The sequence below is a fragment of the Exiguobacterium sp. s141 genome (assembly GCF_018618085.1).
Lineage (GTDB): Bacteria > Bacillota > Bacilli > Exiguobacteriales > Exiguobacteriaceae > Exiguobacterium > Exiguobacterium mexicanum_A.
In genome coordinates this window covers 784,471-796,981 of the sequence record NZ_JACSLJ010000001.1, presented here as the reverse complement: position 1 = coordinate 796,981, position 12,511 = coordinate 784,471, and the positions used below count along the sequence as shown (strand labels likewise).

General features: G+C 54.7%; 11 protein-coding genes. 3 read left to right on the top strand and 8 right to left on the bottom strand.

Annotated elements, in window-relative coordinates:
• Positions 1-8: 8 nt before the first annotated feature.
• Together chrA and KNP74_RS04085 are read right to left on the bottom strand one after the other, a co-directional pair.
• Positions 9-1,193, bottom strand: a complete 1,185-nt coding sequence (chrA, locus tag KNP74_RS04090) for a chromate efflux transporter (protein WP_034778831.1) — start codon at positions 1,191-1,193, stop codon at positions 9-11.
• A gap of 5 nt (positions 1,194-1,198) precedes the next feature.
• Entirely contained in the window at positions 1,199-1,507 is a 309-nt protein-coding gene (locus KNP74_RS04085) for a PadR family transcriptional regulator (protein ID WP_021066441.1), read from the bottom strand.
• Between the two features lie 201 nt (positions 1,508-1,708).
• Between KNP74_RS04085 and KNP74_RS04080 the strand changes: the two genes are divergently transcribed.
• Positions 1,709-4,393: an HD domain-containing phosphohydrolase gene (locus KNP74_RS04080; RefSeq protein WP_371816312.1), complete on the top strand. Its 2,685-nt coding sequence runs from the start codon at positions 1,709-1,711 to the stop codon at positions 4,391-4,393.
• A 42-nt stretch (positions 4,394-4,435) separates the two neighbouring features.
• Here KNP74_RS04080 and KNP74_RS04075 read toward each other — a convergent pair whose 3' ends face one another.
• Genes KNP74_RS04075 through KNP74_RS04065 form a run of 3 tightly spaced genes read right to left on the bottom strand, consistent with a single transcriptional unit; the run spans position 4,436 to position 7,600 of the window.
• Entirely contained in the window at positions 4,436-5,536 is a 1,101-nt protein-coding gene (locus KNP74_RS04075) for an ABC transporter permease (RefSeq protein WP_214763475.1), read from the bottom strand.
• Positions 5,523-6,662, bottom strand: coding sequence for an ABC transporter permease (locus tag KNP74_RS04070; RefSeq protein WP_251130072.1), 1,140 nt, complete (start codon positions 6,660-6,662; stop codon positions 5,523-5,525). Before KNP74_RS04070 ends, KNP74_RS04075 begins: the two co-directional genes overlap by 14 nt.
• 5 nt (positions 6,663-6,667) lie before the next feature.
• Positions 6,668-7,600 carry an ABC transporter ATP-binding protein gene (locus KNP74_RS04065; RefSeq protein WP_214763473.1) on the bottom strand — a complete coding sequence of 311 codons (933 nt, stop codon included), beginning with the start codon at positions 7,598-7,600 and terminating at the stop codon, positions 6,668-6,670.
• Between the two features lie 146 nt (positions 7,601-7,746).
• Here KNP74_RS04065 and KNP74_RS04060 point away from each other — a divergent pair, with 146 nt between their 5' ends.
• On the top strand, positions 7,747-8,145 hold the full coding sequence (locus KNP74_RS04060; RefSeq protein WP_214763472.1) for a hypothetical protein: 399 nt from the start codon (positions 7,747-7,749) through the stop codon (positions 8,143-8,145).
• 55 nt (positions 8,146-8,200) lie between these two features.
• A complete protein-coding gene (locus tag KNP74_RS04055) occupies positions 8,201-8,398 on the top strand; it encodes a CsbD family protein (protein ID WP_034778818.1) in 198 nt (65 codons plus the stop codon).
• A gap of 40 nt (positions 8,399-8,438) precedes the next feature.
• On the opposite strand, the gene KNP74_RS04050 is transcribed toward KNP74_RS04055, so the two are convergent.
• From KNP74_RS04050 to KNP74_RS04040, 3 genes are all read right to left on the bottom strand, one after another.
• Positions 8,439-9,359 carry a CAP domain-containing protein gene (locus KNP74_RS04050; RefSeq protein WP_214763471.1) on the bottom strand — a complete coding sequence of 307 codons (921 nt, stop codon included), beginning with the start codon at positions 9,357-9,359 and terminating at the stop codon, positions 8,439-8,441.
• Positions 9,360-9,472: 113 nt separating this feature from the next.
• A complete protein-coding gene (locus tag KNP74_RS04045) occupies positions 9,473-10,708 on the bottom strand; it encodes a DUF1343 domain-containing protein (RefSeq protein ID WP_214763470.1) in 1,236 nt (411 codons plus the stop codon).
• Between the two features lie 161 nt (positions 10,709-10,869).
• Positions 10,870-12,504, bottom strand: a complete 1,635-nt coding sequence (locus KNP74_RS04040) for a C39 family peptidase (protein ID WP_214763468.1) — start codon at positions 12,502-12,504, stop codon at positions 10,870-10,872.
• Positions 12,505-12,511 lie beyond the last annotated feature (7 nt).

Here is a 12,511-nt window from a genome sequence, read left to right as displayed (position 1 = left end):
TTTTCGTGTTATAACGTGCCGATGATCATCCCACCGATGACCCCGACGATGACGAGCGCCCAAGGCGGCATCTTCCAATACGCGATCATGGCGAACAAGAAAGCAGCGAAGACGAAGTCGACCGCACCGTTCACCGTGCTCGTGAAGATCGGCTGATAGAAGGCGGCGATCAAAATCCCGACGACGGCAGCGTTGACGCCGATGAGCGCGCCGGCGACTTTCGGGTTACGACGGAGCGCATCCCAAAACGGCAAGGCACCGAGGATCAACAGGAACGCCGGCAAGAAGATGGCAAGCGTGGCGAGCAGACCTCCCGGCACGCCATTGATGACCGTCCCGAGATAAGACGCGAACGTGAAGAGCGGTCCTGGGACGGCTTGGGCGGCCCCGTAACCGGCGAGGAACGCCTCTTCACTCAAGAAACCGGCCGGTACGAGCTCACGCTCGAGCAGCGGCAAGACGACGTGGCCGCCGCCGAAGACGAGGGCCCCCGCGCGGTAAAAGCTATCGAACATGGCGACCGATTGACTCTCAATCGTCTCCCGTAAGATCGGCAAGATGACGAGGAGCGCCCCGAACAGGCCGAGGAGCGTCGCCCCGAGTCGTTTCGAGAGCGGGAACGAAGCCGACTTGACGTCGAGGTTTTGCGGTTTGAACAGCAAGAACCCGGCAAGTCCGGCGAGCAAGATGACGAGCACTTGGCTATAGGTCGTCTGCCATAACAGGACTCCGGCGAGTGCGAAGAACGCGATTGTCCGCGTCTTCGCGTCCGGCGTCAATTTACCGGCCATCCCGAGAATGGCGTGGGCGACGATGGCGACGGCGACGACTTTCAATCCATAAAGCCAGCCCGCGTCTGAGACGTCGAGTCCCGATACCAATAGGGCGAATAAGATGAGGGCGATGACGGACGGGGCCGTGAACCCGATGAACGACGTAATCCCGCCGAGGATGCCGCCACGGACGATCCCGATGCCGATACCGACCTGGCTGCTCGCCGGACCCGGCAAGAACTGACAGAGGGCGACGAGGTCGGCATAGGCGCGTTCGTCCATCCATTTGCGACGGCGGACGTACTCCTCATGGAAATAGCCGAGGTGGGCGACCGGTCCGCCGAACGAGGTCAGGCCGAGCCGGGTCGATACGAATAAAATCTCAAGTAACGTTTTGAACGTTACGCGTTGGTTGGACATGTGCTTCACTCCTTAATTTCTTTGAATAGTTCATACGCTTTTTGACGGGCTTCCGCCAAGACGACGAGGCCTTTTTCGGTCGTCGTGTAATTCTTCCGGATATGGCCTCCGACGAGCTCATTGGTCCGGACGAGCAGGCCATCCTGCTCCATCGTGTGTAAAATTGGGTATAGCGTGCCGGCGCTAATCGAGTAGCCGTGCTCTCGAAGTTCTTCGACCATCCACGCGCCATATACCGGATGTTCGGCAGCATGATGCAAGATGTGAATATGAATAAAGCCGAGGAACAGCTTGCGAAGGACGCGGTCTTCCACATACATCATCTCCTTGAAATCGATTTTCGATATCGGTTTTCGTAATCATACTAACAATCGAGATGGGGAGGTGCAAGCCGAGAGGTGTCATTTACAAAAACTTAATGTGCGCATATTGGCGAGAATCGATTCGGAAAATATAGGGAATTTGTAAGAAATGAGGTAAACTGAAAAGTAGAATTGAACGGAGGAGGGACCGACGTGGCAGACTTAGACCAGACCAAATTTCAATCCTTGTTGCGCCATATGCCCCAAGGCTACGTCGAGTTTAAAGTGCTCTACGATGAGGCGGGGGAGCCCGTCGATTACGAATTTCATGAAGTGAACGAAGCGTTCGAGCGCATCATGAAAGCAAAGCGCGAACAGTTTCTCGGTGGACGGATCACCGACAAGTTGAAAGATTTTGAATACAGCGAACGGGAATGGATCGTCCAAGTCGCGAGTGCTGTCAGTAGTGGCGAAGCCATCACGTTCGAACATTTCTCACGTCGCAACAAGGCCTGGTATGAACTGTCTGTCTTTAGCGAGCGTCCGGGTCATGTGTCGACGCTGTTCCACGACATCACACCGCACGTCCAAGAAAACAATGCGCTGAAACAACTCGTCAACGTGTCGCACCGCTTCGTGACGACCGGACGAGAATTGTTGATGAACCAACATTTCCTAGACCAGATTCGAGGGTTCACCGGTGCCAAGGCCGTGATGCTCAATTTAGTCGACGATGATGGACAGACGTACTCGACCGTAGCGCTCTCGTGCATTGATGAACTGCTCGAGCGCAGTCTCGATGTGCTAGGCTTCCATCCGGTCGGCCGCAAATGGCCGATGAGCCCGAAACGGTCCAAGTTACTCGAGGCACCGAGCCCAATCGTGTTCGACGACATTTTACCGCTCGTCGACGGGGTGTTGCCGAAACGACTGATCAAAAATATTTTACGGATTTTTGACCTTGGCCAAGTCGTCTTGTTTAAAATCGAGAAGGACGGTGTCTTTTACGGGGATTTGACGATTGTCATGCAAGGAAATAAAGAGGCGAGCCGCCTTGGGCTCGTCGAATTGTATATCGTGCACATCCTCGAACAGATGACGAAAGCGGACCGGCAAATCGGGGATGCGAAAGAGTCGATGTTCGAAGGGTTCGCGACCGTCGACTTGGAGTGCATCATGTCCCTGACCAATCATGAGATTTTCCATTTGAACGTGGCGTGGGAGCGTGTGCTCGGGTTTCCGCTCGAAGAACTCGAGAACATGGACTTCACGAGCCTGATTCATCCCGATGACGTCGAGAAGACGAATGAAGCGTTCGCCTTGCTCGAAGAAGGGAAGGATATCTTCCGTTTCGTCAACCGATACCGGACCATCGATGGAGACTATCGATCAATCGAGTGGCATTCAAAAGTCCAAGGCAACTATATTTACGCCGTCGCCAAAGACGTGACGGAACGCGTCCAACTCGAGGAAGAACTCGCCGAGCGGGACCGATTGCTCACGAAGCTGTCCGATCAAGTGCCCGGTGCCATCTATCAGTTCGAGCGGCGCCCGGACGGCAGCTTCCACTTCCCATTCTTTAGCCGAGGATTCGAGGTGCTGACCGGTATCACGTTCGAGGAGATGAAACAAGACCCGGGTCTCGTGTTCTCAAAAATCCATCCCGAAGATTATCCGAACGTGATGGCGAGCATTGAGACGTCGTACGAGAACTTGACGATTTGGGATGCGGAGTTTCGTGTCCTGACGCCCGACGGCCGGACGACGTGGATTTTAGGATCGTCGCGTCCAGAGAAGCTTGATGAAGGGCATGTCCTTTGGCACGGCTATATCGGTGACGTGACCGAGAAGAAGAAATACGAGATGGAAATCGAGTATTTGAGTTATCACGACCAGTTGACCGGGGTGAAGAATCGCCGTTACTTCGATGAGGCGCTCATCACGTACGACGAGCCGGACTATTATCCGCTCGCCTTGATCGTCGTCGACGTCAACGGGTTGAAGCTGACGAACGACGCGTTCGGTCATCTCGTCGGGGATCGCTTGTTGATCGAGGCGACGTTGACGCTCAAACGTGAGATTCGAGGAAAGGATACGGTCGCTCGAATCGGTGGGGATGAGTTTGTCATCATCATGCCGAATACGTCACTTGAAGAGGCGAACCGCTTGTCCGATCGCCTGAGCCAACTGTTCCTCGCCAAATCGATCGAAGGGCTGCCGATTTCGGCATCGTTCGGGGAAGCGGTAAAGGAAGATGACGCGCTCTCCATCGCGGAAGTGTTCAATTTGGCCGAGGACCGGATGTATCACCATAAAGTGTCTGAAAAACAAAGTCGGAGGCATTACTCGATTCAGCTCATCATGCGAACGCTTTATGAGAAAATCCCGCGAGAGGAAGCACATTCGCAACGCGTCGCCGAGCTGTCGCGGCAACTCGGACAGGCGATGGGCTTCACGAGTGCCGATGTGAACGAACTCGTCACGGCGGCGACACTGCATGATATCGGCAAGGTCGCGATCAGCAATGAGATTTTAGACAAGCCGGGCACGTTGACCGAGTCCGAATGGCGTGAAATCAAACGTCATCCCGAAGTGAGCTACAACATCTTGAGCACGGTGCCGGAGTATGGGCCACTGTCCGAAATCGTGCTCGCCCACCATGAACGATGGGACGGGAACGGTTATCCGAAAGGGATCAGCGGAGAGCAGATCCCGCTCGCGTCACGCATCATCTCGATTGCGGACACGTTCGACGTCATGATGACGGGACGCCCGTATCGGAAAGCGAAGACGCTCGACGAGGCGCTCGCGGTCATCGCAGAAGAAGCAGGCCGGCAGTTCGACCCGGAACTCGTCGAGGTGTTTTTCAAGAAAGTCGTGCCGACGTTACAGAGGTGATTGAAGCATTATAAAAAGGAGAGCCCGCGATGGCTCTCCTTTTTATGTGAGCGGCCGTTTCTTCAACGCCCAGGCGCTGAGGAGAAAGACAGCGAGCGCCATCCCGAGCATGATGAGGACGGATTGAAGTGGGAAATGGTCCTCGTACATTTGGGCGACCCCGTAATTGAACCAGTACGTCGGCAAGAAGCGTCCGACGACCTGGAGCGTATCAGGCAGCCATGTCAGACTGATGAAGGCGCCGCCGGTGATGGCAGCGGCCATCGTGATGGACGTCTGCCAAATATTCGCCTTCTCCCGGTTCGTCGCCAGGATGGCGATGAGCGACCCGATGGCGAGACAGACGAACAAATAGACGATGAACAACAGCGTGAGGACGGGTAGGTGCGCGAGTACGTCCTGTCGATAGAGGACAGCGCTGAAGGCGAGCAACATGAGCACGTAGAGCAGTCCGACCGCGCAAAACGACACGAACAGCGAACCGATGTAACGCCGGGGCGTGACCGGGGCCGCAAATAGGCGTGAATAAATCTTCTCGTCCCGATCGTCGGCGACGAACAACGGAATGAACTGAAGGAACGCCGACATCATGACGAACGACAAGAGGCCGAGGAACGCCTGCGTCCGCGCCGTCGTCGCCACGCTCTGTTGGAACGGCTCGCTCGAGAGGGTATAGCCGTTTTCCGTCTCACGTTCGGCGAGCTCGGTGAACCGTTCCTCGTCAAACTCACTTGCGATCAATAGTTGTCGCTCACGGGACAAGTGTGAATTGAGCGCTTGTTCAATCAACGCGGCATCACTCCCTTCGGTCGCACTGAACGACAATCGCGGCGTCTCGCCATCCAAGAGCGCCTCGCTGAATCCGTCCGGAATCACTAAGACGATGTCTTGTCCTTGTAGCAACGCCTCGTCGGTCTCATCCGTCTCAAGCGGTGTCACCGCTCCGAACCGTCCCGCCTCTTCAATCACGCGACCGGCGAGTGTTCCGCCGTCGCGGTCGAGAACACCAATCGAGGCGTTCAAGGTCGACGTCGAACTGAGGAACGACAGGATGAGGGCGAACCCGAACACGGAGACGAACGTGAACACCCACAGCCCTTTTTTCCGAAGCATACGCTTGGCGACATGTCTAAATAGCACCACGGCGGTTCACCCCTTTCCATAGCAGCAGGCTGATCCCGGCAAAGACGAACAGATGGATGGCGAGCCAACCGAGACTTTGCCAAAACACGGACGTGTCTCCGCCGCGCAAGAGCACCTGAAGCATCCCTTCCCGCATGAAAATCGGCATGAAAACGTACTTAGCCCACGGCACGACGCTCAGCGTCACTTGGTCGAAACCAGGGACATAGCCGCCAGAGAGAATCATGATGATGGCCACGAACCCGTTGACAATCGCGTCTTTCGTCGCGCGCGAGATACGGGGTAAGCTTGAGATGAAGAACCCGAACGCGGTGCCGTATAAAGCGAGGGCGAGCCAAGAGACGAACAATAGACTGAAGTGAACGTAGTCGAGCGAGAAGCTGCGATACACGAAGTGACTGAACCAAAACACGAGCACAAGTTGCAGGAAGATGAGCGTGTATCGGCTCAAGCTGCGGGCCAGGCGATATTCGATTCGTTTGACGGGAGCGGCTTGGATCCGAAGATAGCTCCCCGTCATCGGTTGCTCCTCACTGAGCATGCCCGTGATGTAGAACGCACCGAACAGCGCTGTCATGATGGAAATCGTGACGGTGAAATATTCGAGTGACGTCGGGGTCCGACCCGACAAGTCGACGCTCTCACTGTCGATGAACGTCGTGGGCTCGAACGGGGCGGAAACACCTGCCTCAGCGAGCATAATCTGCTGATTGGCGACGTCCGTATATTGCCGGAGAATGGCCTCGATGACGTCAAATTCGATTGTCGACGGTTCCTCGTAAAGCAGACGGACGTCGGGACCGTCCAAATGGAGGATGACGTCGGCGTCGCCATCGTTCACGCCGGTTTCCGCAGCGGCGATACTATCGTATGGGACGAGATTGATGAATGCTTTGATGTCGTCGTCGGCGAGGAACGTCTCGAGCGGCACCCGGTAATCATCCGTCGACTGTTCGACGTAGGCGACGTCTGTGACCGGGAGCGAGAAGTTGCTATTGAAGATGGCCGACAGCATCGTCCCGAGCCCGAAGATAAGAATGATTGGGAAGATGAGCATCCAAAACAAGGTCGAGCGGTCCCGCAGTTGCTGTTTGACATCATATTTGATGAACGTCCATAGTTTCATCGTCATCACTCCCTAAGTGTCTTACCGGTCAGCGCCAGGAAGACGGTATTCAAGGACGGACGGTCGACCGTGATTGAGGTGAAACGGACCCGCTCGTCATGGAGGACGTCGAGCAGCGGGGCGAGCGGGGTGTCTTTCTCGAGTGACACGTCGAGGAACGGTTCCTCGTAATCGACTTTCTTCACCCGCTCGAGTGATTCGAGTCGTTCCAAGAGGCCCGGAGTGAGGGCGTCGACTTTGATGCGGGCCGTCTCGAGCGTCATGACTTGATCTTTCAGCTCATCTTGCGTGCCCTCGGCGATAATTCGTCCCTCATCGACGATGGCGACACGGTCGCAGAGCATCTCGACTTCCTCCATATAGTGGGACGTATAGATGATCGTCGCCCCACGTCGATTCAACTCGCGGATATTCTCGAGGATGGTGTTGCGTGACTGCGGGTCGATGGCGACGGTCGGTTCATCCATAAAGATAAGTTCTGGTTCATGCACGATGCCGCAGGCGATGTTGAGACGACGAAGGAGCCCCCCGGACAGTTCCGGCGGACGTTTCTTTTGGTGCGCGGTGAGTTCGACGAAGTCGAGGGCGGCCACGGTCTTTTGTTTGGCCTCGGCCGGTTTGAACCCGTACAGCTCGGCGAAAAATTGAATGTTCTCGAACACCGTCAGCTGGTCGTACACGGAGACGTGCTGCGGCACGATGCCGACGCGCCGTTTGATCGTCAGTTCGTCCTTCGGCATCGCGTGGTCGAAGATTTTGATTGAACCGCTGTCGGCCGGATATAGGTTGAGCATGACCGAGATGGCGGTCGTCTTTCCGGCCCCGTTCGGTCCGAGCAAGCCGAACAGTTCACCGGCCTCGACGTGAAGTGAAAAGTCGTTCAAGGCAATTGTCTCACAGAACCGTTTCGTGACATGGTCGAGCGCGATGATAGACACGTGGACGCAACTCCTTTCAAATCAGGAACGTGAAAAAGCATACAATGTTTTGTTCCCGTTTGCAGGAACTTCCGAACCCAATGACGAATGAATTATAATAGTCGAATTATTCAGACAATTAATGGAAGTTGAAGTGAGGGATCGCGATGAAAGGGTGGCAGTTCAACAAAGAAGAATCGAGCGAGAAGTTTCCAGATGAGATGGCGTGGGCGTTGTTTTGTACGGTCGAGCCGAAACGGATGGACACGACACTCCCGTTTTATTACGACGAGTCGGTGTTCCGTTTCTCGAACGGGGCAGAGTCGTTCTACTTCAAAATCTCACCAAGTTATCACGAGTTCGAGGTGAACGTGAAAGACGCGACGGGGGAGTTGCTGTATTATCAGCTCCTCCGCACGGTCGGGAAAGTCGAGGTGCTCGAAGATCGGCGCGACCACGGCGAGCTATTGATCGTCATGAACGAGGATCGTAACCGCACGGTGACGACGATCGAGCTGACCGTCCGACCGCGTTTCCGGGTGCTCGTCAAAGAGCACTATGTTTGACTTTTTCTCACAGTGGTACATGAATTAGACATGATATCACGAGGAGGAGATTCACATGAAAGACGGACTTAACAAAAAAGTTGATGGCTTAATCGATAAGGCGGCAGGCAAAGCGAAAGAAGCGGTCGGCAAAGCGTCGGACAATCAATCGCTCAAACGTGAAGGACAAAAAGACCAAGTGAAAGGGACGGCCAAAGAGAAGACGGGCCAGGCCCAACAAAACCTTGAAAGCCTGAAAGACGAACGCCGCTAAAAAAACCGGGAAATCGCGATCAATGCGACTTCCCGGTTTTTCATTTCGTCAAAAAGACTTGGACGTGAATCGTCGACCCTTGTGCGTTCTTGGCGGCGCCGACACCAAGGTGGGTGAAGTTTCCGTTCAAGATGTTGGCGCGATGACCTGTCGAGTTCATCCAGGCACTGACGGCTTGCGTGGGGTCGCTCGACCCCATGTAGATGTTTTCACCCCAACCGCGATAGCTGACGTTATAGGCGTCGAGCGTATTCCCTGGGCTTCCGTTCTCACGGAGCTGGTGGGAGAACTGTCCCGTCCGTGCCATCTCGTCGGCCCGGACCTGGGCGACGCGGTTCGCCTCGCTCGACGCGGAGAGCGCTGACAAACCGGCCGCCTGGCGCTCTTCATTCGTCTCACCCAAGACGCCGCTCGCCGGTGCTTTGAACGTGATGTGCTTCGCCAAAATATAACCCGTCTTCGTCCCGACGCGCACTTTGTACCAACGTGTCGTGCCCGTGTATCGATACGAAATCGTCTCAAGCTTCATCCCTTGGCGCAGGAAAACGACGTTCGGCGAGGTCGTGAGCGGACGTGACTTCAAGTAGACGCTCGACGGGGCGACGTACGTTGTCTTCGTGAACGCGACTTCGGCTGTCGATAGCTTGACGTATGCGGCCGGAACGTATGCGTAGCCCGTACCCCATTGAATCTTGTACCATCGTGCCCCGTTCGTCGTGAATGACGTCCGGACCATCATCGTGCCATTCCGAACAAGTTTACCTACACTTGTCGCTGAGCTTGATGGTGTTTTCCGGATGTTGATTTGACTGATCCCCGTGACGTAAGCTTTCGTATTGACGGCCGTCTCACGATAAGACGCCTCGACCGACGTCGGATTGACGGTGAGCGGAGTCGGCGGAGTAAATGTGAACGCGGTCGCCAGGGCGGCAGCGAGCAAGACTGAGGCAGATTTTTTCAAATTGGGAAGCTCCTTTTTCGATCATATAACCATATAATATATTGAATAGGGCAAGAGTGGTTATTACCATTTGATTACAAAAAGAGGCAGACTCAAGTGATCCTACCTGCTCCTTATTTATACAACAAATACTCTTTCCGAATCGGCAAGAACGCATCGCGCTCGGCATCGACTTTCGTCATGATCGCCTCGAGCGACTCCCCGGCGAGGATCATATCTTTCACGTAGGCGTTCCCGGTCAGCTTCGTGATGAAGTCATTAGCGAGGAACTCGAACTCGTCTGGATACAGGTCGTGTGCCGTCTTGACCATGGCAATGCCGGTCTTGACCGCTTCGAACTTCGTCGGCTCTGTGACGTACACTTCGACGCCGTGCGACAGTTTGCCCGCGTTCTTCGAGAACGTTGGCGTGAACGAGGCAGCGCGGAACGTGACGCCCGGAAGTTCGAGTCCGTTCAACGTCTTGGCATAGTCATGCGCCTTCACGTACGGGGCGCCAATCAATTGGAACGGCTTCGTCGTGCCGCGTCCTTCCGACAGGTTCGTCCCTTCGAACAGACCGGTCGCCGGATAGACGTTGACCGTGTCCGTCGTCGGCATGTTCGGTGACGGCATGACGAACGGGAGTCCCGTATCCTCGTACAGCATCGAGCGCTTCCAACCCTTCATCTTGACGACTTCGAGGTCGGCTTGAATCTGATACTCCGAATTGAACAAGCGTGCGAGCTCACCGACGGTCATGCCATGCTTGAGCGGAATCGGATAGAGACCGATGAAGCTCGAATAGGCCGGGTCGAGTACAGGACCTTCGACGCGGAGGCCACCTTGCGGGTTCGGCCGGTCGAGGACGACGAACGGGATGTCATTCTCGGCTGCGGCTTCCATCGCATACGCCATCGTATAGATGTACGTATAGAAGCGCGTGCCGACGTCCTGAATGTCGAAGACGAGCACGTCGACGTCTTTGAGCATCTCGGCCGTCGGTTTTTTCGTCGCCCCATACAGACTATAGACGGGGAGTCCCGTCACTTCGTCGATATATGAACTGATTGTCGATCCGGCTTGCGCATCACCGCGGACACCGTGTTCTGGTCCGTACAGTGCCGTCAATTCGAAATCATCGGAGTTATGGAACAAGTCGACGATGCTCGTCATGTTAGCATCGATTCCGGTCGGATTCGTAATCAGTCCGACTCGTTTACCGGCCAAGATTTCAGGATTGGCCATCAACCGGTCGACCCCGAGCTCGACTTTCGATTTCTTCGGCTCTGACTTGGCATCGGCATCGAGCAACATGACAGATGACGTGACGAGCGTGAGGGCGGAGAGGCCGCCAATCCATTTCTTCATAACTATTCCTCCTTTATGAATGTAAGCGCTTTACTACTTATTGGAAAGTGTACCATTCTGTATTTTTAATTCAATATAAAGTTAATAAAATAGGAAATTTTATTTCTGAATTTGATTCGTTGTACCTAAAAAGCCACCGGATTTTTCCGATGGCTGGACGATTATCGTACGGCAAGTGCTTTCCATCCCGTCGCGCCCATGACAGAGCTGACTTGGCTTTTCGGGATGACGAGGCGACCGCGGTACGGGTCGTTGATGTAGAGGTTATTCTTGTCATAGCCCGTCGCGAGCATGACATGATAATTGACGAAACCGGTGAATTTTTTGTTCGAAGCGGTGTACCAATTGAAGTGACCGTATGGCTGTTTGAAGTCGACGCTCGCCCAGACGATGACCGGGTTGCCGAGTGAGAGTTCACGCTCAATTGAAGCTAATCCTTGGCCGGACAAGTCTTTCACAGGCCGGTATTTGCTCGAGAAGTTAATCATGCCTTTCGGATAAATCCCGTAGTTGCGATATTTGCTGAGCTTGCCTTTCGGATCGCCCGTGAACATGACGTTCGGGTCGACCCAGCGGTAGAGCCGATTCTCGTAGCGGGCGTTCCACATGCTTTTCGGCATCTCCCGATACAGCGTCTCGGCGCTGACGACGCGTCCTTTTTTCTCGAGTGCCATCTTGAGTGAGAAGAACTCGCAGCCGGAAGGATAGCCCATAGCAAATTGACGATAGAGCGGCACGCTCATCTTATAAGTGGAGAGCGGGTTGCTATAGGCGCCCCGGGCATCGAACGCGGCGTTGCCGATGCGTTTGTTCTTATACATGACGCCCGACGGATTGAAGAAATACCATTTGCTGTTTATTACTTGCCAATCTGTCTTCTTCGTCAAGGTCGGTGCAAAATATTCGTATTGCGTCGTATACTTCCAACCAGTCTCGCGGACGCCGGTCGAGTGGAAGTAGTAATAGCGAGTCCCGACTTTGTGTTTTCCTTGCAAACGATAGCCGTAGACGGGATGGAACCCGTACACTTTGCCGTCAATCGTCTGCAGACCGTAGCGACGTTTTCCGTCCGTCCCGAAATAGTAATAGCGAGAGGCGACTTTTTGGACGCCGGCCAACCGATAGCCGTACGTCTCATGGAAACCGTAAACGGTCGTCCCAATCTTTTTCAGCCCGTGCTGGCGTACACCGCTTGTACCGAAGTAGTAGTGGCGCGTGCCGATTTGTTGCCAGCCGGTCGCGACCTGTCCGTCTTTCAAGAGCAAGTATTTCTTGCCGTTAATCGTGTACATGCCCGACCGGATCGTTCCGTTTTCGAATATGTAATGCTTCACGCCGTTGACGGTTTGCCAACCGCTCAACCGTTTCCCTTCAAGAGAGAACAAGTAGCGTTTCCCGTCCACGGTCAAAAAGCCGGTCGCCATGACGCCGTTCGATTTGAAGTAATAGAGACCATCCGTGAGTTGTTGCCAGCCTTTCAGCTGCTTCCCGTCGGCGGCGAACAAGTAGGTCGCCCCGTCAATCGAATAGCGCCCGGTGACGAGCACGCCGTCCGTTTCAAAATAATATGTAGCGCCATCGATCGCTTGCCAACCGACGGCCATCGTCCCATCTGCTGCAAAATAATAGGTCTTGTTGTCAATCACTTCCCAGCCGGTCAGCACCGTGCCGTCTTCTGTCATATAGACCGTTCCCGTTGCGGTCGTTTGAAACCCGGCCGCGGCATGGACGTGGTCGTTACTGAGGATGATGCTCATACTGACGGCCAAACCGGCCACTACGTGACTCCACTTCATAGGCGTT

Excerpts from the sequence above, each read along its gene's own strand:
- chrA (WP_034778831.1), bottom strand. The coding sequence starts at position 1,193 with ATGTCCAACCAACGCGTAACGTTCAAAACGTTACTTGAGATTTTATTC.
- KNP74_RS04070 (WP_251130072.1), bottom strand. The coding sequence starts at position 6,662 with ATGAAACTATGGACGTTCATCAAATATGATGTCAAACAGCAACTGCGG.
- KNP74_RS04060 (WP_214763472.1), top strand. The coding sequence starts at position 7,747 with ATGAAAGGGTGGCAGTTCAACAAAGAAGAATCGAGCGAGAAGTTTCCA.
- KNP74_RS04055 (WP_034778818.1), top strand. The coding sequence starts at position 8,201 with ATGAAAGACGGACTTAACAAAAAAGTTGATGGCTTAATCGATAAGGCG.
- KNP74_RS04045 (WP_214763470.1), bottom strand. The coding sequence starts at position 10,708 with ATGAAGAAATGGATTGGCGGCCTCTCCGCCCTCACGCTCGTCACGTCA.
- KNP74_RS04040 (WP_214763468.1), bottom strand. The coding sequence starts at position 12,504 with ATGAAGTGGAGTCACGTAGTGGCCGGTTTGGCCGTCAGTATGAGCATC.